Source organism: Metallosphaera sp. D4-4 (genome assembly GCF_046245145.1).
GTDB classification, from domain to species: Archaea; Thermoproteota; Thermoprotei_A; order Sulfolobales; family Sulfolobaceae; genus Metallosphaera; species Metallosphaera sedula.
The window spans coordinates 1,353,191-1,375,226 of sequence record NZ_CP176412.1 but is presented as its reverse complement, the minus strand read 5'-3'; the positions used below and the strand labels follow the sequence as shown (position 1 = coordinate 1,375,226).

Genomic DNA, 22,036 nt, shown 5'->3' with positions numbered 1-22,036 from the left:
ATTAATGTCAAGTGTGTCACATGGGAAGTTGCACGGGAGCAGGTGATATAGGAGATTACTTAATTACACCCCTCTCCCTGGCTTGAGTCTCTATCTCCTTCAGTATATCGTCTATCCCCTCAAGGTTCCACTTGGACTTAACGTCTTGAAGGGTCTCCCTCTTCTCCTGGAACACCTTTATGACAACCTCGCTCACTAGCCTATGGGCTGGGCTTCCGTGACCCGTCTTGACCCCTGCCCTGGTGAAGAGCTCGCGCAACCTTGGGCTCTCCTCTATCTCGTCGACAACGCAGAGGGGGACATCCTTTACCTCAACTTTATCGGACTTGAATTTCCAGGCCATGAGCTAATTAGAAACCTAAGTTAAAAAGGGTTTCATGGGAGCGGTCTCGAAGGCATGAAGAGTTTATCCCCAGTACACTACTCCCCTGCTCTCCACCCTGATGTCCCTGGCTACCTGACTCAGGATTGACTTTGCAGTGATCGAGTTCAGGATGACGTTTGTGGGCTTGATCTCTCCCGTCCCCTTGCTCATGACCTTAACCACTACCTCCTCGGCAGTCGCGCCCTGCGAAATCGCTTCCTTCACCCATGAGACTAGTCTCTCCCCGTGCTTGATGTTGAACTCAAGAACCTCAACCATCTTCCTCTTCTCGTAAATCGGGCCGTGGGATATAACCACGTTATCCAGTGACCTAAGTAGATCCTTTACAACCTTTAGGGAGTCCATAGCTGACCAGAAATCCACGTAGAAGGGAAAGATGAAACCCTCTAGAACCCTAGTGCCGAAGAAGGCGTCGCCCGCGTAGAGGACATTTCCTAGAATGTAACCAGTGTGGCCTGGAGTATGCCCTGGGAGTCTGATTTCCTGAACCTCTGAGGGGAGGGAACTGTTCACCGAGATCTCCTCCTTAACTAGGTCGTACGTGAAGAGAGGGGATTGGGCAGAGCTGAAACCGTAAGTCATAGCCCTCCTTCCAAGAAGGGATAGAGCCCACATGTCCTCCCTCGGGAGATACTTCTTGCCTGCGTTAGTTAGTAAGCCCGCGATGTGGTCCATATGTCCGTGAGTTGCCAACTGGGCCTCTGCCTCAAGGTTAAGGGATGAGTTTTTACCTCCCTGGTCAATGACTATTCTTCCTTCGTAGATCAGAGTGTTAGGACTCCCGGGCAATACCTCAACGTTTTTTGAGATTTTCATTAGAGTGATTTGGGGTCTAAGTTAATAACACGAGTTTTAGTTCTGGACGTGAATTATCATAGCGGAATAGTTGAGGGTGTAGTAAGTACTCGTATAATAATACTCATGTTAAAAGTAGAGCGTTGGACTGCCTAAGGTGTAACCGTATCTCTACCGTTTTTAGACCTGAAGTTGTGATAGAGTTAGTCAGAAATTTACTAGAAAGATTTATATAGACATTTTCCCTATCTATCTTTAGATCTCTATGAGAAGATATCTTAAGTCAAGAAGGGCAATATCAGGCGCAGTAACAGCTCTAATTCTCGTAATTGTAAGCGTAGCACTAGCTCTAGCAGTAGCCGTGTTCGCCTTCGGCCTCTTCGGAACCTTCGGCAGCTCCGGTCAGGTCCAGGCGATAGGTACACCAGTAGTGAACGTGAAAAACGCTAAAAATCAGGGATATTATAATATTATCCTTACTGTTCAAATAAAGAATTCCGGTACAGTTGCAGCTTCAGTTCAGAGCGTTTCAATAGGTAATATTACAGTGGCTGCGGGTAATGCTAATTTAGTGGTCACTCCATCCTCAATTCCTGGAGGTTTCGATGGGACCTTGAATATTACTATTACAAATCAGCCTAATTTACCAGGAGTTCTTCAGGAAGGCAATATAGGTGGGAGTGTCCCAGTGTCAATAACCTTCAGCGAAGGTAGTCTATCCCCAACTCTAACACTACAGGGCGTCCTAAACGGTACTACTGCATAACATTATAGCTATACATCTAAGCAATAAGAATTTTTCTTAATTCAATCATTATTTCCTTATTTCAAGATTACACAACTCGCTTGATCCTTTTATGGGATTCCTGGGAGTACCTCAATTTGTTGTATTACGAGGTGAAAAATGTGTGTCTCCAACATTTGCCCCTCCAAATTTCCAATAGATTGTAGACCGTGAAGAATGCCGACCGGACTCCAGTCTTCTCTTGCTTGCGTTCCACGCGAAAAGGAAGCCCATTCCTCAGACCCTGCGCTTCGTAATCGTGCTCGTGGTTAACTCCCGCGATCGAGAGGAAGTACGCGGAGAGGTCATCATGTACTCGGCCTTGAGAATCTCTCTCACCCTTCTCTCTATCTTCCTCACTCTCTTCACGAGGATGAGCACGGGGTCTACACAAGATTTTTGTGTAGGAAGATATAAAGAACCTGTTATAAGCTTTCATCCTCCATCACCTGGAAGCGAGAGGTGTGGAGCTTGAGGTGGTAGGAGTGGCCTGATGATTGACATCCTAGATTTCCAGCGCAAGTTGTTTCAGGTGATTGTGACGAAGGCGTAAGTGTCGAGGAGTCGAGGTGAGGGGAAGTAACCTCCTAGATCCCACTGAACATCCTCAAGGTAGGAGTTGAAGCTCTCGGACGTGTTGTTAGTTGATGTAGTACCTGACCTCGCGCGGGAAGTTCAGGAAGGCGGTGCATCTGTTGGACGAGTCAAGGAGGCGCTTGGCCCTCTTCGCGAAGTATCGGTTCATGAGGCTGAGCGACGACATGACTGCCTTCCCCTCCTCGACGTTCCTGGTGAGGTTGAGCTGACTAACTAGGGCCATCACCTTCTCGGCTACATTATCAGGGAGGACCCTCATCAAGTTCCTCGTGAGGCGAGACAGAGCTGGTGAAAGGATGAATGGAAGAGCACCCATATGAGGTTGTCTAGCTCTTGGAAATTTGGAGGGAGAAATAAATTGTTGGAGACACATCGACCATGATGGGTAACTTTAAAAGCACTTATCAATTATTAATTATGCCGCGATAGTATAGCCCGGTCAAGCCGTGGCGCCGAGAGTATGCAGGCCTCTCAAGCCTGTGGCCCGGGTTCAAATCCCGGTCGCGGCACTAATTTTATGTTAATTTGAAACTGCTTTACGTTCTCTTTATAAAGGCGTAAATGGAACAGCATCCCTTATTTTTGGAACAGTGTCACTTTGTTAAAAGTAGAGTGATCTACTGTGCTAGTTGATCCCAACAAGCTTGATGATAGCCAGAGAAGAAGAATACTAAAGAAACTGGAAGAGAGATTGGGCCTATCACAGGCAGCTAGACAGCTAGGCATATCGAGAAGCACGCTTTACCGGTACATAAATGGAAGCCAGGGCGTACCATTGGACGTCATAAAGAGTGCTCTGGAGATGTTAGCTATAGATGATATAATAGACGGGATCTATGGGACAAGGATAGTTGACGTAGATGCGACTACAGCAATATCAGTCATAATAAAGGCGGTTAAAGATGAGAAGTTCCGCAATTTCTTCCTTTCATTGCTCTACCAGAACCTAGGAGATTACCTAAAGGAAACGGCCAGCGTATACATTGTCTCTGAAAACGAAGTTAAGAAGTTTGAGAAGGTCCTAGAAGATCGGAGCAAGAGCACTAAGGACATGAGAATTAGGTATCTGAGGAAAGCTTTGAGTAATTTAGGCTATGAACTAAGCCCTGATGGGATAAGAGAGCTGCTATTGGAGCTTAGGGAAGAGAGCACAAATATAGCTAGACATACTGCTAACTCCCTCAAGTTGTTCATTAAAACGATCGTGGCCGAGAAGAATCTACCGTTAGCCCAGACCCTCTATAACTCCTTCAGAGTTCCAAAGTCAGTGTATAAGTATAGGCCTAAACCCCTCTCAATAGGTGATCTAAAGAAAATATTCGATCATATAGAGCACCTAGGAGCTAAGGCGTTTTTCCTTATGCTTGCAGAAACTGGCCTTAGAGTCGGGGAAGTGTACTCACTCAAAATAGACCAGGTAGACCTAGAGAATAGAATCATCAAAATAATGAAGGAGAGTAGGACAAAGAGAGCGTATATATCGTTCTTACACAGAGGCAGCGCTGAATGGATTAAGAAGAACTATTTGCCTTACAGGGAAGAATTCATAAAAAGGTACGAGAGTGCGGTTAGGCAGATTGGAGTAAACGTTGATGAATGGAAGGAGAAGCTCTTTCCATTCCAGCTAGCAGACTTAAGGGCGTCGATAAAGGGAGCAATGGTTAAAGTGAAGGAGTTCAGGCTTTACGACTTAAGGTCGTTCTTCGCTTCTTACCTCATAATGAATGGAGTCTCTCCAATGATTGTCAATGTACTCCAAGGCAGAGCAGCGCCGTCTCAGTTCCAGCTGCTGCAAAACCACTACTTCGTGATAAGTGAGATTGAGCTCATGAAAATATATGACGATAAAGCCCCCAAGCTTCTAGGTTAAAATTTCTCTAAAACGAGATCTATTTCTTTCCCTAGGTATTCGTCCCAGAGGTATCTCAAGTTGATAGGTAACGTTACAATGAAATTAGTACCGTGGTGGTATAAGCTACGAAATCCTATGGGTATTTCTCTTTCATGTAGAATGACTGTCACGTTCCATTTCCCGTGCGAGAGGTATTTGTGGAACCGCTGCGGTAGATAGACGTAATAGATCTCTTTGCTACCGGATCGCATTTTCGACACGGATACACCTGGTATAACTAATTTGCCTATCTCCATTATCTCATCAACCTCTTCAACTTCCTGTCGGCGATTACATAATTCGCTCCTTCCATCATTGTCTCCTCAAATTCCTTCCTTAGCATAATATATTGCTCAAGCAGATCTAAATATCTAGTTTCTAGCTGAGTCACTCTTTGCCGCAGCTCCTTAATCTCTCTCCGTAGTTGCCCTCTGCCCATGTTTACTCCCCAGTATCCTCGAAGTGAACCTCTATCTTAAGGTCCCTTGCTAGCTCCTGTATCCACTCAACCTGGTCATCCGTGATTGGCAGCGTCAGGAATATTGCCCCCTCGGCATCAGCATACTCCACCCGGTCCACCATAGGCAGCACCTGAACAAGTAGCTTTCCTAGACCCTTTGGGGTAGGGAGCCACCAGAGTACTCTGAGCCTCCTCCTTGTAGCATTCATCATACCTTTACCACCTTTACCCTCGCCCTTCCCTTTTCCTTCCTCATCTCTTCCCTGACCATCTTTTCTATGGCCTTCCTAATCATCTCGCTTCTGTTCAGTCTGTACTTCATTGCGTACCTGTCTAGCGACATCAATAGATCCTCGTCCATTTTGAACGTGATTACCCTCATTCCCCTTCACCAGAAGAGCATGTAAGCTAGTGCCAGGATTTTCACGACGTTTTCTGCTATCTTGAACTCAAGTTCCTCCCCTTTCCCTTCCCTCTTCTCTTTTATGAGCTGCCTTAATTCCTCTATTACTTTATCGACGTTCTCGTCTCTGTCGAGTTTAGCATACTCTATTTCGAATATATATTTCTATCAACTATTCTTCTCAAATTAGTAATAAATATTCTTGGCTCCTTATCTTTCACTTCTATTTCAGTTTATCGGGGAGTAAACCAAGAGAAACAAATGAAATAAGAAGCGTCTTCTTTCGAGTAAAATACTAGCATTCGTTTAGTTTCGGCTTACTCCCCGGTAAATTCTATAACTGGTATAACTACTACTCACGTTAAAGAGAGATAGAAAAAGATCCGCGAGCTCTATTTTTCACGTATTTTTACGTATCTTTATCCAGGCTAATTTTTAGCTAATTTTAAGCTAATTGAATTTTTAGCATCTTTTAGAAATCTCTTTCCCTTACCAAGGATCCTAACAAGCAGAAACAATTGCAATTCACTCTGTCTCGCCCATGCGGAGTAGTAGTAATAATAGTCGTCGAAATTTCCTCAATTTACTGGGGAGTAAATAGAACTAGAAGACTAGGCACGAGAAAAGGAATGATCAAGCTTATTTTACTAGAAGCAAAATGATGGATAACGGGGGCCCTCAGATTGACCTCTCGTCATCAGAGGTCAGTTGCTGGGCACTTCATCATCGGGCCCCCGATTTCTAATTCTATCTCTTCCACTATTTAAATATTTCTATTTCTATTCTCAAGACATTAATAACTCTTCTGAAATAACATTACATGGCTCAGCTTGTCGTCTTCATCTTCATTTTCAGCCCGCCATTTTTCATCATCGCCATAATATTATTTCTATAAGAAAGATTTTTAAATCTTCACTCCTCCGGGGTCAGATAGGCCTAAGGAGGCCCTTAGGTTCTAGGTAGGTCCAGAGGCCAGCCCTAACCTGGGTCGCCCTCATCCTCTTTCCTTCTTTCACCCCCCCCCCCCAAGGTTCGAGAGTTCGAGAGAGAGTTAGAGGAGGAGGCCTGAGTTTGAGGAGGCCTGAGTAGGCCTAAGGAGGTCCAGGCCTAGAGGAGATCCTAGAGGAGGCTAAGCGCTGCTGAGATCCAGATTGGTCCAGGCTCTGATATGCCCAGGTCAAGAGTCGGAAGAGGTCCAGATAGGCTTAGATGTCAAGTCTAGGTTCGCAGCTGCAGGATTCCGGGGCAAGCGCAGCTGAGGCCTAGGTGCTAAGCAGACCTAAGTCCAAGAGCTGACTTCCTCCCCGCCCTAAAGGGCGAGGGTTCCCCTAGGGCGGTTCATAGGTTTGTGGTTTACCGCCTTCACCCTCACAACTTCATAGCTAGTAGGTGCTTTACACACCCACCCCGCTCCATTCGTCCAGCGGTAGACCACGGGCTGGGCCTTCAGCCCATTACCCCTATCCCTCGCTAGGGGTTGCCCTCTCCCCCTAGCTCCTCGGGACTCGGGGATATGTAGAATATTCATTGCACCATTTAAGTCCGCATTTATTACCTTCCCCGTGCGGGGACACTTAAAGAGACCACGTTTAATACGCCCATTTTCATGGGCTTCCCCGCACAGGGAACAAGTTTTTGAAGTATACGCCTCATCAACCTCAACCACATCTATACCAACTTCTTCCCCAACCTCTTTAAACCTCTTGATAACATAGCCGTAATTCCAGAAGTTAACCGTTAGTTTGTTCCCGCGACGCCTTGCTATGTCTTTCGGATGCCCTACTACAAGTCTACCTACTCCTTTCTCCTTCAACAGCTCCATTGTCTTCCTCACCATACTGTTCAAAGCGTGTTTGAGGAACCTTTTCCTCTTCTCAAATAAGAGTTTTAGCTTCCTACTCCTCCTCTGCTTATGCCTTGCTAGGGTCTTTTGTATGATTTGTATCTTCTTGCTATAATACTCGTACTGGGATAGGACTAAGCCACCTTTGAATAAATACCATGATCCGTCTTCGACGTAGACGGTAGCTAGGTTAACTATCCCTAAGTCTATAGAAGCTGTTAAATTACCCTTCTCTGCTTCATGTTCAAACTCTACGGGTATATGAGCATACCACGATTTCCTAGCCTCATCGTATATTATTTCTAACCTACCTTGTTTTCCCTTCCACTTAAGCTTGCCCTTGAACTTGAGGGTGAGGTGGAAGTCCTTTAGGTAGATTTCCCTTCTTTCTTCGTTTATCACGTACCTATCGTTCCTAATAACGAGGACGAGCTTATACTTACCATCTTCCTTCCAGTACCTTGGAGGTCTTGGTTTGAACCAGCTCGGTAGTTTGCCTTCCTTTTTCATCTTTATTAGTGTGAAGAAGCTCCTCCAAGCCTCGGCGTTCTTCTTCGCTACCTGTTGTGCGTTAACTTTGAGTATAGATCTGTACTTAGCATACACAGCCTTCTCAGTCTCATTGAAGTCCACCCTCTTCCCTTCCCTGAACTGTTGCATCCTTAGCCAGTTAACTTCGTTCCAGCACTTCGCGGTGGCTATTGCTAACTCCTTTAACCTTTCGTGTGTTTTCTTGTCTAGGACTAGTTTAACCACGTTAGCCCTCTTCACCCTCTTTCGCCCATTGCTCTTCTATGTACCTCTTTATTGTCTCGTTTGATATGTTACCAGCAGTTGATACGAAGTAGCTCCTAGTCCACAACTTCCCGTTAGTGTACTTCCTCAACTCTGGGAATTTTTTGAGTATTAGTCTTGCTGATTTTCCTTTGAAGTAGTTTGCTAGGTATGATGGCGCATATCTCGGTGGGCAGTTGACGAAGAGGTGGATGTGGTCTGGCATTACTTCTAGGGCTATTACCTCGCAATCAAGCTCCTCAGCAATAGACTTTAGTACCTCTTTAGTATATTCAGCTACTTCACTCGCTAACAATTTCCTGCGGTATTTCGGTATCCATACGAAGTGGTAGTTGCAGAGGTATTTTACATGCCTAGTTGATTTATATTCCACACTCTAAAGTATTCAGAAGATTTTAAAAACTTTACCCCGCCCTGAAGGGCGAGGCTTGTCGTTCGTTTTGTCAGCCCACGCACGGTAGTTGAATTCATAAAAAAGACTTACCTTAAATAGGAATCTTTTTTCCTACTTTGATTTGAATGCTTTAACTAGTCCTTGAGGACGTAGGGACGTAAACGCTAAGAACAACACTACTGCAAGATCCACCCCGATTAGGACCGGGCCAATTAGGAATAGTATTATCCCAAGCCCTAATTCTTCAAGAAATGCTAATGTGTAACCTGCGATGACCCCTGACATCACTAGCCCGACTATTAGATCGACAATGATACCAGATATTTTTCGCGTCCACTCAAAAATCCATGTTACTGCTGCGAGCGGTATCAGAGATATTGTCGCCATTAGAATAGCGTATCTTAGAAATGCCAATGCAATGAAGAGGAGATAGAAGAATATTACATCTGTATCAAGATTTGCTAAAGCTGTTCCAAATCCCAGTGGGATCACGTTCGTAACAACCCATGAGCCCAGATACGTAATAAGGGAAATGAATAATTCTCCTGCGATAGCATTTAATTGAGTAGATATTGTCTGTTGGATCAAGAAGTTGATCCAACCGGCTGCATATTCATATATGGTAAGTCCTGCTCCAGCAAATAGCGCAAATACTCCTAGCTTATACAACACGTCTCCAGCCAGATCTACGATATCATAGTAGTTTCCCTGCAGCGCATTGTATACTACGCTAAAGGCGATCATTAACCCTGCTATCCCAAAAACGATACCCTGGATTTGATAAAATAGCGTGGTTGTGAACGTGTCGGGTAGAGGGGCATAGACTAATTGATTTATCGGGACTATTCCAACCTGGGCTATAACAGAACCAAATCCCCCAAATCCTTGTACTAAAGATTGAATTATACTTTGAATTGCTGATTCAATAGCACCTTCAATCCAGCCGAGTGGCGAAGGAGGATTTTGAGCATCTACGACGAGTACACCGTACCCATAGATACTTACATTAGAGGTCTGTACATATGTTGCAATTATAGCATACCTCCCTGGCGATGGTGGTGCCCAGCGTATTGTAGTGCCTGAACCTGAAGCTACGACATTTGCTGTACTTGTATTAATTATTTTCCAGGATGGTGTATAACCACCGGATTGTATAGTCCAAGTATACGACTGATGGGTGTAAACGGTTGTTGGCCCCGTAATGTTAAACTCTATGTACTGTGTTGCCCCGGGCACATACAAATTTGCTGAAAATGAAGCATGAGACAGTAGTATTGCTGAGAGTAGTGCGGCCCCAAAAAGCGTCAGTGCGTATCGTTGGTCATATCGATTTGCAAGAATAGCAAGTAATATGAGAGCTGTGGGTAGAGCTAGTTGTAACGTGGTGATGAAATTGCTTGAAGGAGGGTTTGGAGTTGCAGCAAGTGCTGTAATAGTAACGCCAGGAATAAGCAGTAGTACTACCATTAATACTAGCGCTTTCTTCATTCTTACCCTACAAATACAGGCCTTTTAAAAACCGCAATTAGTGAAATGAGCTTCCTTAATTCCCTTCTAAAAAAACAAGTACCGCAGCAACAAGCAAAAATGAAATACTACAGCCTTAGTGGTGTACCCTACCTTTTGCTCGACGTGAATGAGAGGGACAACAAGCTAAGGGAGTTGGCGAGTCTATTATCTCAAGCTGAGCGGGGGTATATCTATGCTAAGAGGTTTAGGTCAGACTACAATTTCCTAGGTGAACACTTTGATATAGTACAGTCAAGTTATGTTCTTGCTACAGAAAAAGAAACGAACTTAGAGCTTACCGATGAGCCCCAAAGACCTAGGTTAGTTAGAGAGCATGAGAAATATGTAGAGACTGACCAGGGACTTGCAAGGGTCTTCACAGCATATTCATACTCCACAAAAATACGTGAAGCAGCACTGAGTCTTTTCCCAGAGAAAACCAGGCCCAAGCTTCTCGAAGTCTTCTTGCAATTTCATAAAATCTCTACTGCTTCAGTAAGAAACTACCTAACGTCGTTAGAGGTAAAGAAAGCGAGAATGCAGAGATACGCCAGTTCGTCCACAGCCATAGAGGAGATGTTGACTAGATCTGAAAGGCTGAAGAAAGACATTGATGAGTTATCATCTGATACATTTAGATTTAGGGCTGTAGTTATTGTGCACACAGACACTAAGCAAGAACTGGAGAGTGTAACTAAAGAGATTCTGCAAAAAACACAAGAGAATGGGATATTGCTAGACGTACCATGTTGTGTGCAGGGTGATTTATACCATCTAAAGTCAAACATCTCTTACCGAATATCGTCTGGCATCAGCATAGCGAAACTGTACCCGCTTTCAGGAACGTCACTCATAGAGGACGGTGGCATCTACCTAGGGGTCGATGATAAGGGTAATCCCATATCACTAAACTTTTACTCCCCAGTAAACGGTCGCCAGAATTGGCACTGGGTAATTACAGGTACTACAGGCGCAGGGAAAACCACAACGGGGGCTGTACTGATTGATCGTTCGAGAAAAGTGTATGACGATATTCATATCTATGTTATTGACCCGATGGCAAATTATAACAAGTTCTTCCCAGACGCTGGGATTAACAAAGTGTTCACTGACAATGACTACCTGGGACTTGATCCAGTTCGTCTTGTTGCTGATGGTACTATTGCGTCAGGGAACATGGCAGATTTCATTATTGAAAACTATGGAATCACCTCGGAACTTAGAGGACTTCTAGTAGCAGAATTAGAACAAGCAAAAGATCTTCACGAGCTGATTGACAATATTGAAGATAAAGCGAAACAAAAGAATGCTGCTGAGTACAGGAAGTTACATAATTTCTTATTGAACATGAAGCATGGAGCGGACAAATTCATTTATCAAGGCAGCCCCTTAGACCTAAGTGCTAAAGAGTTCGTGGTCATAGGTCTTAAGACTGAGGATAATAGAAAGAAAAGGATTGCTTCATCCTTATTCATGCTTTATGCTTACTCACAGATTAACAGACTAGATAGAAGCATAAGAAAGATGCTTCTAATTGACGAGGCTCACTTCTTGTTCGAGAACGAGTCTATCGCTCAAATTATTGCGATAATCTACCGAACCGCAAGGGCACTCAAAACGAGCATGATCACGATGACCCAGTTAATTCAACATTATCAAATGAACAAATATAGCAGAGAAGCTTTTCAGTTAGCAAATAATAGACTGATCTTAAAACAAGAGCGTGAAGCGACAAACGATATGAAAGATCTAGCAAAACTGACAGACGAAGAAATCGACTTTATCCTCTCAAGCCTGTGGCCCGGGTTCAAATCCCGGTCGCGGCACTTTATTCACTCACTTTGAATATTATGTAATACTCCTCACTATCGGGATGAATAAAGCTTATATAGACATTTTCCCTATCTATCTTTAGATCTCTATGAGAAGATATCTTAAGTCAAGAAGGGCAATATCAGGCGCAGTAACAGCTCTAATTCTCGTAATTGTAAGCGTAGCACTAGCTCTAGCAGTAGCCGTGTTCGCCTTCGGCCTCTTCGGAACCTTCGGCAACTCAGGTCAAATACAGGCTATCGGAACTCCACAGGTGTACGAGCATAACTCCACAGGTAGTGCATATGTTGTTATAAAGGTAGACTTGAAAAACAGTGGGTCATCGATAGCCTCCATAGAAAGTGTTAGTATAGGAAGTATAACAAACACTAGTCCAGTCTTATATTATAATGGTGCGAAAGTGTCAAATATTCCAGGAGGTTTCGATGGACTCTTAACTATAACCTTCAACATTACAGCAAATACTGCTCCAGGCACATTATCTAAGGCCAATATAGGTGGATCAGTACCCGTAACAATTCAATTAAGTGAAGGAAGTCTGTCCCCTACATTGACATTGCAAGGAGTCTTAGAAAACTCTAGTATACCTTAGATAAAGTAAATTGTAGTAAACTTTTTCCCATTAATCCTCTTTCCATTCGGCACAACTTGTCCATGTATCTGTAATGAGCCTATAAGATATTCTATCCCTCCAAGACTTCGCACATCAAACTGTTCCGGCAAATCGTCTTCACTTTGTATCTTATATGTAATTTATTCACATAATCAGAATTTACAAACCAGTTAAAATACGAACATCAACAATGCAATTAGGTTTGAGGCAAATAGAGGTGTCGTGAGGGACAGCTCATCACATTTCTTTGATGTGATCATTGCGATATAGTAGCTTTAACTGGCAACTGGCCTTGATATGGGGGAGTTATTGAACCTTGCATTGCATGCGATAAGTCCCAATTAGCTACTTGACTGCTATGCGAAACTTTCAGGCTTTTTAGTAAAAATAAGGCAATTTTGTAACTTGCCTAAAGTTATTAACCTTATGATTGTGGGAATATAGTAAGTTAACTGTATGGACAACCTCGAAAGCTTGGCGAAGAAACTGCAAGTTAGGTAATGCAATCGTGACGAGGTCAAACGAGACTCTGAGGCCTGGCATATCCGTGGCTAACTCTGTTTAGTTAACACAGTTCCCTACAAGATCTCTTAGGTCACTGGGAGATAGTTAAGACCAAGGATGGTTTCCTGGTTTATCTATCTCTCAGCCTTTTCCTGGTTATCTCTATCATCAGCTAAAGGAAAAGGCTTCCTAGATAATATGTTCTCGAAAGGAATTACGTACACCCCATGCATTGGTTGTTGGACGGTTTCTGTGCTCGAAATAAGGTGTTGGATTCCTTTACTTTAGCATTCTCATGTGATTAATAAAATGCAGTAACGTAAATGATTATTCAATAAATTTTTCTTACTCTGGACACTATCTCGACCATAATAATTATAACTCCATGCAACTCCATGGTTTACATGTGTTGTTACGATAACTCTCGATGGGCACTACAATTTAAGTTCGCTATATACACCTCTCAAATTCACCATGAACTGCTCTACTATCTTAACGTCGCCTAGGCAATATTTGCCTCATCCTCTGAAGTTACAAGGCAATATTTGTCTACTCTATCTTGATTTAAATTGTTCTCTATCTCAACATGCTCATGCTCCAATATCTTCTAGATGTTATGGACCGCTACCCCGACCTACCTAGGGAGGTGGTCCTGAAGGAAAGCGTCCTTCTCCACGGTACAAGTTTTTCCGAAGAGGCCCTAGAGGCCAGTTACCAGGAGAAGGCCTATTTCCTGTTCACCTTCGACCCAGACGACCCTGAGAGAGTTAAGGCCAGGCGAAAGGTTATACCGCAGGAGATTCGGGTCTCAGGAGGACCTCTCGGTTTGAGGCCAACAGTGATCCAGTCCAGGCACTCCTCAAGTTCGCCCTTTAGGGTGGAGCTTCAGGATGGTCTCAAGCTCTTTGTGGGAAAGGAGGTCATAGCCAACGTTGAGTTCGTTTCAAGGCCTTCCTATTACGGGAAATCCCTGAGCAATGGATCTAGAGTAGAGGAGGTCGCTCCGGCCATCTATTGGGGAGAGACGGCCGACGTGACGGCCTATCGTATCTGTGAGTATTGGAACGTGAATCAGCAGTGCAAGTTCTGCGATATCAACGAGAACTTTAAGGCGTGGGGTTACATTAGAAAGGGGATTGGTGCCGTGGTTCCCAAGGAACTCGTGGCGGAGGCCATCGAACTTGCGTCCAGGGATCCCAACGTGAAGAGGTACCTGATCACTGGTGGAACCATCAGGGATGGGGTAAAGGAGGCCGAGTTCTACCTTCAGTACATGAGGCAGGTTGAGGAGAGGGCCTCCTCGCTCCCTGCGAGGTTGAATACACAGGCCTTGCAGGTTGAGGTCTTACCCAAGTTTTACGAGGCTGGGGTTGATTACTACCATCCAAACCTGGAGGTCTGGGACGAGAGGTTGTTCTCTCTAATCTCCCCTGGTAAGAGTCAGAATGTGGGAAGGGATGAGTGGATAAGGAGGACAGTTGAGGCAGTGAGGGTGTTCGGCGTTGGAAACGTGAGTCCAAACTTCGTCGCTGGGATAGAGATGGCCTACTCCCCAGACTTCCCCTATGGTTTCAGGAGGGTTGAGGATGCGGTCAAGTCCACTGCGGAGGGAATAGAGTACCTGATGTCGAGGGACGTGACCCCGAAGTTTGACACATGGGGACTTGAACCCAGGTCATGGTTTGGGGTTCACGGAGTGTCATTGCCTCCGCTCGAATATTACCTTGAACTATACAGGGTCTACAGGGATTTGAGGAGGGAGTATGGGATGCCTTGGCCCAGGGGACTAGGTGATCCTGGACCCGGAGTATCCAAGGTACCGGCCTCAGGGTTCATGGACCTAGAGGGGTAGGCGAAGGTAGACATTCACGGGTTCACAGATATTCGGAGGGATATTGGCGTTGGAACCGAATAATGGTAGACAACAGTTTCCTAGATGCCGTGATCGCGTGTGCTTAGTGTATAGTAGCATCTTCTCGCGAGACAAGTAAAGTCTCTTAAGCCTACCTATTTTCGCATCTAGAGACATGCTACAAGAGAATTCATGATTGCAGATTTGAAGGATTGTAGTGCTTGTATGATCTGCTCAGAGAAAGTCATTCAATGAACAGTATCTGATCATCCTGGCGGGAAAGTCGTACACTTGCTTACTTCTTTACGTAAAACAGGTCTTGAAGTACCCTTAGCTTCTTGCACGGAGCCTCATCGCTCGCCTCGAGGCCTTTCCTCAGTTCTACCCATCTACCCGGCAGTCTCTTTAAGATCTCCAGGTACATATCCCTGTTCCTCTTGTCCCTCAGAAAGTGAGAGAACGGTCCATATCACTTGCTCCAATAGACTCCTCAATCGGCCTCTTAATTCCGAACAACTCCTTCTGACCATCCCTGGATTTCACGCTGAACAGGATTACTCAGCACTCCTGAGTACTCAGGACCCCTGAGTTAAAGGTTAGGACTAAGTGAACTCATCATACAGGCAGAGCATCCACATCGTGAGATGGTTCCTCCCTAACCCCAGAAGGTTAATCATCAAGACCCCAGGTAGCGGATCGAGACTGATTAATCACGAAAAAGGTTGGATAAACCCGTGTCATTTTTGCCACACGACGAGGGGTATCTCAATCTCTTCCCTAGTCATTCCACCGTGGGATCCCCTGTAACCCATCTCCTCCTCGTCTCTCCAGTAGGAGTATAGCCTGTTATCCTGTGGTACACCTGCGTAATCAGGAACGTTCTCTCCCCTTGTTAGCTCCTTTAGCTTTTCCCTGTTCAGCGTGATTAGGCCATACTTCGAAAGGTATTCACTAGGATCCCTTCTTGACATCAACATCAGGTTCCTGTGATCCCCAAAGGGCGGTAGATCCACGTGGTCAAGTATGTCGTTACCTATCATCACGTTACCCTCTATGGGCACGTGGCCGTGGTCTGCAGTCATCACGACACTGTACTTCTCTGAGAGATCTCTTCCAAAGGTCTCGACAAGTCTATATACCTCTATTGCAGTCCTCATTGTGTTTTCAGAGTAGGGCCCTAAGTGATGACTCACGGAGTCCACGAAGGGTAGATAGATGAACATGAACCTTGGATTCCTCCTCTCAGCTATTTCCTTCGCCTGCGTGAACGCGTCCCATGGTGAGTAGTAAGCTGTTACGTTACCCAGTAATGACTTAAACAGGGTAGGAGAAGGCTTATCGGCAGGTGCCAGTATCACGGAGTCCCTCGGGAGATAGGGTTCTGCCTGCACCAGATTCCTTAACTCAACGTCTTGATTTCCTAGGGGGTTATCTATCCTCCCCTCTCTCCTGTTACTCTCCACCCCATAATCCCGTGAATCCCTGGTGGGGTAGCAGTCAATAACGTCGTTAGAACGGTGACTGTTATCGTGGGAAAGACTGAATGTATTTTCTCTGCCCTTATTCCTACCTTCTCTGCTAGGGAGTAACCCAGCCCATCCACAAGGACGAGGGCTATCCTGTCCTTATCGAGGTCGGAGATGCCTACGGGAGACCTCCCGTAGAGCGCATTCCTTATTTCAAGGGCTAGTGTGTAGATGCTTCGATTAAGGTTAGGCTCGACGTTCATATGCGTGAATAAAATCAGTCTTAAAAAGAATTTTCTAAATAGCATCAGTAAACTATATAGAAATATAGAGTCTAGATAGATGAAGTTGATCAGTTCACGTATGGCGCTATCGCGTAACGTGAGAACTAACCACACTACTTTACGTAACAACGACTATATACTCTCCGTAAACTAAATAGACCTACAAGTTCTAAATATTTTATGTAGATCACTCTTTTTTCTATAAGTTAACGAGAGATGATATGAACCCTACGAGTCCTTTAAGGGATTATGAGGAAAAAGAAGCTCGGAATTTTTCATCTTAAGACCACCCTTCTCGCAGGGGCGGGACAGATAGTTGATGGTTACGATCTCACGGCAGCTGCCCTGGTGCTATCACTAGTGGAGGCCTCGTTCACGGGTTACAATCTTGCAGAGGTTTCTCTCATTCTTTTCCTTAGTATAACCCTTGGAAACTTAGTTGGAGGACTAGTTTTTGGGTATCTGGTTAAACATGGGAGGAAAAGGTTTTACGGGATAGATGCCACTCTCATGACACTCGGGGCCCTCCTTCAAGCCTTCGTTCAAGATCCCTATCAGCTGGCGATCCTGAGGTTCCTCCTAGGGGTAGGAATAGGTGCAGACTACGTTCTATCTCCCCTGATCATCGCGGAATATGCAAACAGAAAGGATAGGGATAAGCTTCTGCCCTGTCGGGCGGTTTCATGTGGAACGTTGGGGCCCTAGTTTCGGTCGTGGTTACCTTGGCCGTGTCGCAGGCCGTTCCACAGGACATGTTGTGGAGAATAGTCCTAGCCTCAGGCGCAATTCCGGCCATAGCTGTCATATACGGGAGGAGGAAGTTCCCTGAGACACCGCAATACCTCGCTTTCGTAAAGGGGGACGTCAAGGAACTTGAGGAGAAGTACAACCTATCCGCCAGCAACCTCAGCCTAGGAAAGGTGGTTATCAAGGCCTTCCTCCCAACCTTGGTACTTGCCTCAGTGACATGGTATCTCTTCGACGTTTCTGCCTATTCAGGAATTTTCTTTGGGCCAAGCGACATAGCCAAGGATCTAGGTATTAATGGCCTCTTGTTCGAGCTAATTATCCTGGGAGGCTTCGCAGTTCCGTGTAACCTGGTGAGTGCAGGCCAAAACGACAGACTTGGAAGGAGAGCCCTGCAGGCTATAGGTTTCGCTGGATGGGAACGTTCACTCTGCTCTTCGCTTTACTCTTCGGCAGAACTCAGGCATTGGAGTCACTCCTACTCTACGGTTTGAGCACTGTCTTTTCCCAGCTGGGACCTAGTACTGTGGTCGGTTTCTGGGGAGTTGAACTATTCCCAGCTGAGATAAGGGGTATAACTCAGGGAATTACGGTCATGTCAGGAAGACTTAGGGTACTAACTACGACTTTCCTATTCCCGCTGATCATTTCCAGTTACGGGATAGCCCTGGGCTTTAGAAGGTAGCTCTTTTTCCCCTTCTTTTCACTTTTCACTTTAACTTGCTCCTCTTGTGATCCTATGAAGTAGTGTGAGCGAAACCGTAGACAGGGCTGTCGCCCCCATGATAAAACTCAATCCAAGGACATTACTGTACTGGAATAGCGAGGAGAAGATTAGGCTTCCTAGAACCCCTGAGACTATCTTACCAGTGTAGAGGAGGGAGGTGTTTGCGGTGGAGTATCTAGGCCCGTACAGGTCTCCCACTAGAGCTGAGTAAAGGGGGTATGTAGTCCCACCCATTATTCCCACCAGGGCTACCCCTACCAGTAGGAGCAGGTTTCTTCCCAGGAACCCAATAACCACGAGGGATGTTCCTATCAGGATACCCGCAGTCATGTAATCTATTCCCCTTAATCTCCCGAGACGGTCTGTGAGGTGCCCCATGATAGGCCTTCCCACTCCGCTAGCTATTGGAAAGTACACGGTGGCAATCGTGTATTCCACGCTGTTGAGGTACTGACCCAGTTCTCCTAGGGAAGAAGAGGTGACAAGTAGGGGAAGAGAGGCTAGAACGAAGGATACGTAGATGAGCCAAAACTTGGTCTCCCTCAAGGTCTCCCCTGGAGGTGAACCCCTCATATCGCTTGGGTATCTTGAGAGAAGAAAGAGCGGAAGAAGGATCAAAGAGGCGACGCCAATTGCTAACATGGAACTTCTGAAATTGTTGGAGAGCTCAATAAGGGGATTGGCTAGGGCTCCCCCTAAGCCGAAGCCCATGGAAACTAGACCTGAGGCCAACCCCCTTCTTTCCGCGTACCACTTGATGGCTAGGTTCAAGGAAATCCCGTAAAGAACTCCTTCACCTACACTACCTAGGGTCCAGGTGGCGTAAAAGAGAGGGAGACTTGGTGTCAACGAACTCAGGATAAGGCCAAAGGAGAAGGCGAGAACACCAAGGGAACCCATCACTCTAGGTCCTCTGAGGTCTGAAATCCTTCCACCTAACACTTGAAATGACGTCGAGGAAATCACGAACAGTGCAAAGCCGACCTCTACGGAGCTTGGAGATGCATGGAAACCCTTCACGAGCAACGGAAAGAAGGCGTTCCATGAGTACTGATACACGGAATTGAACAGCATTGTGACTAGGCCTGTAGCCAGGAAAAATCTCCTGTCCATGCCCTGAAGTTGAGCCATGGGATTAAATGTTGTTCAGACCTAGATGCGTTCACACCTTGACCCTTTCCGCGCAGTCCGATGATACTAGAAACACTATTTTTTATATATTCAGTATACATTCAATAACCATGCAAATTGCCATAGCTGCCCTGGGAACAGAGCCAAAGGATGAGCTCAAGGAGAAGGCAAGAAGGTTCGTTAGTACCATGACCAAGTGCAACAGGCAGGTCTTTATCCTAGGCGGTTACTGGGGTCTGATGGCTGTTGTTGTCGACGAGGCCATACGTGATGGACACAAGGTTGTCGCAATAATCCCTGAGGGAGTCGAGCATGTCATTATGCCAAGCGAGGTCATCAGGATTGACACGGGATGCGATCCCAGGTGCAGGTCGGTTTTCATAGCCAGATCGGGAGATATCCTAGTCAGCCTTGGGGGAGAGACGGGAACCATGACCGAGATAATGATGGCCTACGCCATGGGCAAGGCGGTTTACGTTCTGACCGGAACCGGTCAGAGCACGGATAGGTTGGCTCAAGCCTTTCCAGACAGACTCGATGAGAGGGGGTTTGGGGAGATCCACTATTTTGACGATCCTGAGATGATGGCAAGGGAGATCTGCAAGAAATATTATGGCAAAGATGTGTAGTTGGGTAATGATGATCCGTGTTTCAGCTGAGTTGTGAGGAGAAAAAGAAGGCTGACTCAAGTCTTTTGCATTAATGAGAAGAATACTCCCTGATTTGCGTAATAGTTCCTCTCGACGAACCCTGCCTTCAGAAAGCTCCTCCTGAGGTTTCTCACGATTTCTAAGTCCACAAGTATTAGGAAGGAGTTTTTCCTCAATACCCTAAAGATTTCCATGGCAAGTTCATCCCTTTTGCTCTTTATCACATTGTAGAAGTAAAGCGGAGCGTATACCAGGTCAAATTGGTCGTCCCTAAAGGGCAAAGGGAAGAGGTTCTGAACGAGGTTGGTGTCAACGTCCCTAAGATAGCCCCTGACCTCAGTCACCGAAATCTCATCGTTCCATAGATCAAGAGAGGTGATCTCGAGGTGGGGGAAACTCTTCTTGAGAACGAGACTGAAAAGACAGTTCCCGCAACCCACATCCAGGACTTTCCTAGGGCTTAGGCCCTCCACAAATCTCGCGAGGATCTTGGCGTAAAACATCTCCTCATCTATGGTGACGCCCATCCTCCTATACGGCTTGAACTCCCAGGAATTAATGCTCTCAAACAGCGACGACACTTGACTAATCTGTTCCCTCGAATATAAGGATGGACCCTAATCTTTAAGGCTAAGAACCATCCTTCTCCAGGCTCTTTAGGTACTCCCCCACGACCTTTTGTAACGCCCTTCTAAGAAGCTCCTCGGCAGACGAGGGTTTTATTCCCATGACCTTTGCCAGATCGGTGAGGGAGGACTTCCTCTCCACGTTAAAGAATCCCTTCTTGTAGGCCAACATGAGGGCCTGTAACTGTCTTGGGGTAAGTCCGGTATCATTTTCCGTTGCCTCCCTCGACTTCATAACCCTGGGTTTCATGTTCAGCTTATTGAGCTCCGACAGTAACTCCCTCAGGTACCCCATAGAGGGCACCAGTAACCTATACACCATCTCGTCCTTACTTAGGGGCCAGGCGTTCAGTATCATGGCGTCTGATCCCGTAAAGAACCTACATGCTGAACAGCTTGGTGCCCTCGCCCATATCCTCGAATCCCCTAGGTTAATTACCCTGACTCCCTTGTCTCTTAGCTCCTTCTTAAGCTCTGGAGTAACTTCTGTCTTTATGAGGTGGTCCGTAAACCCGGTCCTCGGTGATACCTTCTCTATCACGGTATGCGTCTCACCCATTACCTGCATTACTCTGCAATCGCTCCTTCTAACGTATAGCTCAACTTCTAGTGGTCCTTTCACCCTTAACAATAAGGGTCTCATTCTTATCAACCTTTCTCATCTGCGGAATTACTTGCCTAAAGGTGAGCACGTAAAATGATAGTATCCCTATCCCCTGTAGGGGTGCGGAGAGGAGGAGTAGGGGTGAGCTTATGCCTAGATCGAAGGCAACCCTCATTACGAGTCCCATGTTGAGTAGGATGAGGGGAACGTAAGATGGTTTTACACTGAGTCTCTTCCCCGTGATCCCCACGAGCATGTCTATGAGGACCGAGTCGACCCCAAAAACCGTGTTAAACAGGAAACCGAGGGCAATGGAGTGAATGTAGGCGTCGTAATTTCCCTGCACAAGTGCGGAGATCAAGAGCCATGTCCATGCAGTGATTAAGGCTATCCTAGGATAGAGCCTCCCCCTTGACCAAGGAATTCCCGAACTGTGAAGTGATAAAGCCCACCCTATCACGACGAGAGCCGGAGAGACCACGGTACCGTAGCTCAAGATACCTAGGGCTAGCGAAACGTATGCCAAGATCATTTCATCCTGATTAATTCTCTTTCCCCCAAGAACGAGCCCCAGGTCCCTGCTCATTACCGCGAAAATGGTTAGAGCTGGAAAGGTCAATCCTAGCCAAGGTAAGCCGAAGACTGCCTGGAAACTCACGATAATCGTGGTAATGATAAGCGTGTAGAAAAGGAGGTAATTGTAGGCCGTGGGCTTAAGTCCAATCCTTGAGGGAGAGAGGTACACCCTTGAGTAGTTCATGGCGAGAACAAGTGTAACGATCACTAGGTAATAGGACAGAGGATTGTTGAGTTCGTCAAGCAAATTCGATATCAAGGTTAATATCCCAAAGGACACGATTAACCAAGTGGGAGCTGAGGTCCCTCTCCACTCGTTACTCAAGGCAACAAGTAACTCGTTTCCTATGAGCAGAAGAAAGAAACCATAGACCATCAAGAACCAGTGGGCCTGAAAGAAGGTTGTGGGAAGCGGGTAAGGGAAGCCTTGATTATCCATGAAGTTAAGTACTGCTGGTATTCCGCCCAGAAGGAGGAGGGCGATCCCCATTATCAGCAATATAAATCCTGGTTTCATGAGTCCAGTGTGGGAAAAACAAAATATCTATTAATACCCTTAACCTTTAG

Annotated in this window: 24 protein-coding genes, 1 tRNA gene and 1 pseudogene; 10 read left to right on the top strand and 16 right to left on the bottom strand. The window is 45.8% G+C overall.

Features of this window, described 5'->3' with window-relative positions:
* Positions 1-55: 55 nt before the first annotated feature.
* Positions 56-343: a hypothetical protein gene (locus ACI49J_RS07420; protein WP_240255682.1), complete on the bottom strand. Its 288-nt coding sequence runs from the start codon at positions 341-343 to the stop codon at positions 56-58.
* 63 nt (positions 344-406) lie between these two features.
* A complete protein-coding gene (locus ACI49J_RS07415) occupies positions 407-1,201 on the bottom strand; it encodes an MBL fold metallo-hydrolase (RefSeq protein ID WP_240255680.1) in 795 nt (264 codons plus the stop codon).
* A 244-nt stretch (positions 1,202-1,445) separates the two neighbouring features.
* Between ACI49J_RS07415 and ACI49J_RS07410 the strand changes: the two genes are divergently transcribed.
* Entirely contained in the window at positions 1,446-1,946 is a 501-nt protein-coding gene (locus ACI49J_RS07410) for a hypothetical protein (protein ID WP_409366328.1), read from the top strand.
* Positions 1,947-2,070: 124 nt separating this feature from the next.
* On the opposite strand, the pseudogene ACI49J_RS07405 reads toward ACI49J_RS07410, so the two are convergent.
* A pseudogene (locus tag ACI49J_RS07405) lies at positions 2,071-2,345 on the bottom strand (IS6 family transposase); the annotation flags it as partial.
* A 259-nt stretch (positions 2,346-2,604) separates the two neighbouring features.
* Positions 2,605-2,877: a hypothetical protein gene (locus ACI49J_RS07400; RefSeq protein WP_342791616.1), complete on the bottom strand. Its 273-nt coding sequence runs from the start codon at positions 2,875-2,877 to the stop codon at positions 2,605-2,607.
* 103 nt (positions 2,878-2,980) lie between these two features.
* Between ACI49J_RS07400 and ACI49J_RS07395 the strand changes: the two genes are divergently transcribed.
* Positions 2,981-3,070 (top strand) — tRNA-Glu (locus ACI49J_RS07395).
* 113 nt (positions 3,071-3,183) lie between these two features.
* Positions 3,184-4,431 (top strand): tyrosine-type recombinase/integrase, encoded by a 1,248-nt coding sequence (locus ACI49J_RS07390; RefSeq protein WP_318552017.1) that lies wholly within the window; start codon positions 3,184-3,186, stop codon positions 4,429-4,431.
* A 462-nt stretch (positions 4,432-4,893) separates the two neighbouring features.
* Here ACI49J_RS07390 and ACI49J_RS07385 read toward each other — a convergent pair whose 3' ends face one another.
* From ACI49J_RS07385 to ACI49J_RS07365, 5 genes are all read right to left on the bottom strand, one after another.
* The gene (locus ACI49J_RS07385) at positions 4,894-5,022 is read right to left on the bottom strand and encodes a hypothetical protein (protein ID WP_318552019.1); all 129 of its coding nucleotides are present in this window, start codon (positions 5,020-5,022) and stop codon (positions 4,894-4,896) included.
* A 98-nt stretch (positions 5,023-5,120) separates the two neighbouring features.
* Entirely contained in the window at positions 5,121-5,294 is a 174-nt protein-coding gene (locus tag ACI49J_RS07380) for a ribbon-helix-helix protein, CopG family (protein WP_318552020.1), read from the bottom strand.
* Positions 5,295-6,624: 1,330 nt separating this feature from the next.
* Positions 6,625-7,929, bottom strand: coding sequence for a transposase (locus ACI49J_RS07375; protein WP_338601254.1), 1,305 nt, complete (start codon positions 7,927-7,929; stop codon positions 6,625-6,627).
* Positions 7,916-8,326, bottom strand: coding sequence for an IS200/IS605 family transposase (gene tnpA / locus ACI49J_RS07370; protein ID WP_338601252.1), 411 nt, complete (start codon positions 8,324-8,326; stop codon positions 7,916-7,918). Before tnpA ends, ACI49J_RS07375 begins: the two co-directional genes overlap by 14 nt.
* Positions 8,327-8,458: 132 nt before the next feature.
* The gene (locus ACI49J_RS07365; RefSeq protein ID WP_011182883.1) at positions 8,459-9,835 is read right to left on the bottom strand and encodes a hypothetical protein; all 1,377 of its coding nucleotides are present in this window, start codon (positions 9,833-9,835) and stop codon (positions 8,459-8,461) included.
* Between the two features lie 45 nt (positions 9,836-9,880).
* Between ACI49J_RS07365 and ACI49J_RS07360 the strand changes: the two genes are divergently transcribed.
* From ACI49J_RS07360 to ACI49J_RS07350, 3 genes are all read left to right on the top strand, one after another.
* Entirely contained in the window at positions 9,881-11,701 is a 1,821-nt protein-coding gene (locus tag ACI49J_RS07360; protein WP_240255343.1) for an AAA family ATPase, read from the top strand.
* Positions 11,702-11,777: 76 nt separating this feature from the next.
* Positions 11,778-12,281 carry a hypothetical protein gene (locus tag ACI49J_RS07355; RefSeq protein WP_240255341.1) on the top strand — a complete coding sequence of 168 codons (504 nt, stop codon included), beginning with the start codon at positions 11,778-11,780 and terminating at the stop codon, positions 12,279-12,281.
* Between the two features lie 1,117 nt (positions 12,282-13,398).
* Positions 13,399-14,658, top strand: a complete 1,260-nt coding sequence (locus ACI49J_RS07350; protein WP_240255339.1) for a radical SAM protein — start codon at positions 13,399-13,401, stop codon at positions 14,656-14,658.
* Between the two features lie 295 nt (positions 14,659-14,953).
* On the opposite strand, the gene ACI49J_RS07345 is transcribed toward ACI49J_RS07350, so the two are convergent.
* From ACI49J_RS07345 to ACI49J_RS07335, 3 genes are all read right to left on the bottom strand, one after another.
* Positions 14,954-15,082: a hypothetical protein gene (locus ACI49J_RS07345; protein WP_275692002.1), complete on the bottom strand. Its 129-nt coding sequence runs from the start codon at positions 15,080-15,082 to the stop codon at positions 14,954-14,956.
* Positions 15,083-15,395: 313 nt separating this feature from the next.
* A complete protein-coding gene (locus tag ACI49J_RS07340) occupies positions 15,396-16,121 on the bottom strand; it encodes an alkaline phosphatase family protein (protein WP_240255337.1) in 726 nt (241 codons plus the stop codon).
* On the bottom strand, positions 16,091-16,387 hold the full coding sequence (locus ACI49J_RS07335) for an alkaline phosphatase family protein (protein ID WP_240255334.1): 297 nt from the start codon (positions 16,385-16,387) through the stop codon (positions 16,091-16,093). The genes ACI49J_RS07340 and ACI49J_RS07335 overlap by 31 nt, the downstream gene beginning before the upstream one ends.
* Positions 16,388-16,657: 270 nt before the next feature.
* Here ACI49J_RS07335 and ACI49J_RS07330 point away from each other — a divergent pair, with 270 nt between their 5' ends.
* Genes ACI49J_RS07330 through ACI49J_RS07320 form a run of 3 tightly spaced genes read left to right on the top strand, consistent with a single transcriptional unit; the run spans position 16,658 to position 17,840 of the window.
* The gene (locus tag ACI49J_RS07330; protein WP_275692001.1) at positions 16,658-17,113 is read left to right on the top strand and encodes an MFS transporter; all 456 of its coding nucleotides are present in this window, start codon (positions 16,658-16,660) and stop codon (positions 17,111-17,113) included.
* Positions 17,092-17,649, top strand: coding sequence for an MFS transporter (locus tag ACI49J_RS07325; RefSeq protein ID WP_275692000.1), 558 nt, complete (start codon positions 17,092-17,094; stop codon positions 17,647-17,649). Before ACI49J_RS07330 ends, ACI49J_RS07325 begins: the two co-directional genes overlap by 22 nt.
* Positions 17,622-17,840 carry a hypothetical protein gene (locus tag ACI49J_RS07320; protein WP_240255332.1) on the top strand — a complete coding sequence of 73 codons (219 nt, stop codon included), beginning with the start codon at positions 17,622-17,624 and terminating at the stop codon, positions 17,838-17,840. The genes ACI49J_RS07325 and ACI49J_RS07320 overlap by 28 nt, the downstream gene beginning before the upstream one ends.
* A gap of 30 nt (positions 17,841-17,870) precedes the next feature.
* On the opposite strand, the gene ACI49J_RS07315 is transcribed toward ACI49J_RS07320, so the two are convergent.
* On the bottom strand, positions 17,871-19,013 hold the full coding sequence (locus ACI49J_RS07315) for an MFS transporter (protein WP_240255330.1): 1,143 nt from the start codon (positions 19,011-19,013) through the stop codon (positions 17,871-17,873).
* A gap of 110 nt (positions 19,014-19,123) precedes the next feature.
* Between ACI49J_RS07315 and ACI49J_RS07310 the strand changes: the two genes are divergently transcribed.
* Entirely contained in the window at positions 19,124-19,642 is a 519-nt protein-coding gene (locus ACI49J_RS07310) for an LOG family protein (RefSeq protein ID WP_240255327.1), read from the top strand.
* A 56-nt stretch (positions 19,643-19,698) separates the two neighbouring features.
* On the opposite strand, the gene ACI49J_RS07305 is transcribed toward ACI49J_RS07310, so the two are convergent.
* The 3 genes from ACI49J_RS07305 to ACI49J_RS07295 are packed head-to-tail and all read right to left on the bottom strand — an operon-like array spanning position 19,699 to position 21,986.
* Positions 19,699-20,244 carry a class I SAM-dependent methyltransferase gene (locus ACI49J_RS07305; RefSeq protein WP_240255325.1) on the bottom strand — a complete coding sequence of 182 codons (546 nt, stop codon included), beginning with the start codon at positions 20,242-20,244 and terminating at the stop codon, positions 19,699-19,701.
* A gap of 49 nt (positions 20,245-20,293) precedes the next feature.
* Positions 20,294-20,911, bottom strand: coding sequence for a helix-turn-helix domain-containing protein (locus ACI49J_RS07300; RefSeq protein ID WP_240255323.1), 618 nt, complete (start codon positions 20,909-20,911; stop codon positions 20,294-20,296).
* Positions 20,889-21,986, bottom strand: a complete 1,098-nt coding sequence (locus ACI49J_RS07295; protein WP_240255321.1) for a nitric oxide response protein — start codon at positions 21,984-21,986, stop codon at positions 20,889-20,891. The genes ACI49J_RS07300 and ACI49J_RS07295 overlap by 23 nt, the downstream gene beginning before the upstream one ends.
* Positions 21,987-22,036: the final 50 nt, after the last annotated feature.

What these genes read in the sequence shown, in the direction of transcription:
- ACI49J_RS07380 (WP_318552020.1), bottom strand. Translation starts at nt 5,294, where the DNA reads ATGAGGGTAATCACGTTCAAAATGGACGAGGATCTATTGATGTCGCTA.
- ACI49J_RS07325 (WP_275692000.1), top strand. Translation starts at nt 17,092, where the DNA reads ATGTGGAACGTTGGGGCCCTAGTTTCGGTCGTGGTTACCTTGGCCGTG.
- ACI49J_RS07365 (WP_011182883.1), bottom strand. Translation starts at nt 9,835, where the DNA reads ATGAAGAAAGCGCTAGTATTAATGGTAGTACTACTGCTTATTCCTGGC.
- ACI49J_RS07330 (WP_275692001.1), top strand. Translation starts at nt 16,658, where the DNA reads ATGAGGAAAAAGAAGCTCGGAATTTTTCATCTTAAGACCACCCTTCTC.
- ACI49J_RS07415 (WP_240255680.1), bottom strand. Translation starts at nt 1,201, where the DNA reads ATGAAAATCTCAAAAAACGTTGAGGTATTGCCCGGGAGTCCTAACACT.
- ACI49J_RS07310 (WP_240255327.1), top strand. Translation starts at nt 19,124, where the DNA reads ATGCAAATTGCCATAGCTGCCCTGGGAACAGAGCCAAAGGATGAGCTC.
- ACI49J_RS07355 (WP_240255341.1), top strand. Translation starts at nt 11,778, where the DNA reads ATGAGAAGATATCTTAAGTCAAGAAGGGCAATATCAGGCGCAGTAACA.
- ACI49J_RS07345 (WP_275692002.1), bottom strand. Translation starts at nt 15,082, where the DNA reads ATGTACCTGGAGATCTTAAAGAGACTGCCGGGTAGATGGGTAGAACTG.
- ACI49J_RS07335 (WP_240255334.1), bottom strand. Translation starts at nt 16,387, where the DNA reads ATGAACGTCGAGCCTAACCTTAATCGAAGCATCTACACACTAGCCCTT.
- ACI49J_RS07295 (WP_240255321.1), bottom strand. Translation starts at nt 21,986, where the DNA reads ATGAAACCAGGATTTATATTGCTGATAATGGGGATCGCCCTCCTCCTT.
- ACI49J_RS07360 (WP_240255343.1), top strand. Translation starts at nt 9,881, where the DNA reads ATGAGCTTCCTTAATTCCCTTCTAAAAAAACAAGTACCGCAGCAACAA.
- ACI49J_RS07315 (WP_240255330.1), bottom strand. Translation starts at nt 19,013, where the DNA reads ATGGCTCAACTTCAGGGCATGGACAGGAGATTTTTCCTGGCTACAGGC.
- ACI49J_RS07420 (WP_240255682.1), bottom strand. Translation starts at nt 343, where the DNA reads ATGGCCTGGAAATTCAAGTCCGATAAAGTTGAGGTAAAGGATGTCCCC.
- ACI49J_RS07410 (WP_409366328.1), top strand. Translation starts at nt 1,446, where the DNA reads ATGAGAAGATATCTTAAGTCAAGAAGGGCAATATCAGGCGCAGTAACA.
- ACI49J_RS07400 (WP_342791616.1), bottom strand. Translation starts at nt 2,877, where the DNA reads ATGGGTGCTCTTCCATTCATCCTTTCACCAGCTCTGTCTCGCCTCACG.
- ACI49J_RS07350 (WP_240255339.1), top strand. Translation starts at nt 13,399, where the DNA reads ATGCTCCAATATCTTCTAGATGTTATGGACCGCTACCCCGACCTACCT.